At 65.0% G+C, this 1,461-nt stretch carries 1 protein-coding gene; it reads right to left on the minus strand.

Annotation, left to right across the window (positions count from 1 at the left end; all coding sequences use genetic code 11):
- Nucleotides 1-1,400: MFS transporter (locus ACIPIA_RS16200; RefSeq protein WP_400511001.1), on the minus strand; the 1,400-nt coding region annotated here is incomplete at its 3' end.
- Nucleotides 1,401-1,461 lie beyond the last annotated feature (61 nt).

A 1,461-nucleotide genomic window follows, 5' to 3' on the forward strand; every position in this document is an offset into this window, starting at 1 on the left:
CAGGTCGGCGTACGGAAAGTCTCGGTCCACACGGCCGTATCATGGAGGTTGCGCGTCAGGATCCACCGGCGCGCGCCGTTGCGGCCCTGGGCTCGGCGGCGCTGCAGCATCAGGGCGAGAAAGGGCTCCACCTGATCGGCGGCGATCCGATATTCGATCTTGACCGCGATCGGCCCGCTGCGCGGCTTCAGGTCCAGGCTGATCGCGGGCGCCTCGAAGTGATCCGGGGTCGATACGTCGGCGTCCTTGCGTTGATGGATGGGCAGGATCAACCCGAGAAGCGCGACGCCGAGCGAGGCCGCCGTGGAGGCCTGCAACGCGAAGCTCAGGGAATAGCTCTCGGTCACCATCCCCCACAGCCAGCTGCCGACGGCGAGCCCGCATGAGGTGAGCGCGTAATAGAGCGAAATCGTGCGACCGACGACCCAGCGCGGACTCGCCCATTGCACGCTGATGCTCAGGCCAGACCAACCCAGGACCCATCCGGCCCCCCCGAGCATGAGCGCGATGGCGGCAACGGCGGCGGTTTGCGTCAGCGAAAGGCTGATCGTGCAGGTCGCGCACGCGACGCAAGCCAGCTTCAACAGCTGCTCGTCCGACAGCTTTCGCCTGAGGGTCGTCGATGTCAGGCCCGCCAGCAGCGCGCCTGCGCCGAAGCCGGCCATGAGAATCCCGTAGGCAACCGCTCCCTGTTTCAGCTGGTCGCGAACCACCAGCGGAAGTAGGGCGAGGATGGCAATGCCCGCGAGCCCGAACAGAAAGCCGCGCCCGAGTGCCGTCTTGATCTCGGAGGACAGCGAAGTGAAGCGAATGCCGTCGGATATCGCGGTCAGCATCGCTTCGGGCGGCAACCGGGGAACAGGCACCTTCCACTTGGATCGCCAGACCACGATCAGCGGCGCGAAATGACCGAGTGTGTACAGGCAAAACGCGGTCAAGGGTCCGAAGGTGGCGAGAATGATGCCGCCGAGCGCCGGCCCCACGCTGCGCACTGTGTTGAACCCGACGGATGTCAGCGTCACGGCGGCGGCAAGGTCCTTTCGATCGACGATATCGCCGACCGATGCCTGCCAGGCCGGGTCATTGAAGGCGATGCAGCACCCCGCGAGAAAGCTGAAGACCAGAATGATCCAGGGGTTGATCAATCCCACCGCCACAAGGACCGTCAAAGTGGCCGCGGTCAGCGCCATGAGCGCGCGCGCGATCAGCATCACTCTGCGGCGATTGAAATTGTCGACGATGGCGCCGGCAAAAATCGACAGGATGAAGGCCGGCAGGTTTGTCGCGGCCTGGACAAGCGCGACCATCACGCTGGACGGGGTGATGGTCGCCATCAACCAGCTCATGGCGACGGTCTGGATCAGCCATCCCAAGCCGGAGATCAGCCCGGCAAGCCAGATCGCCCGAAAAGTGACGTTGTTGAGCGGCGCAAACGGCCCAGTTGCAGCCGCGGGCTTTCGC

Origin of the sequence: Allobosea sp. CER48 (assembly GCF_044752385.1) — a bacterium.
In the GTDB taxonomy this organism is placed as follows: Bacteria; Pseudomonadota; Alphaproteobacteria; order Rhizobiales; family Beijerinckiaceae; genus Allobosea.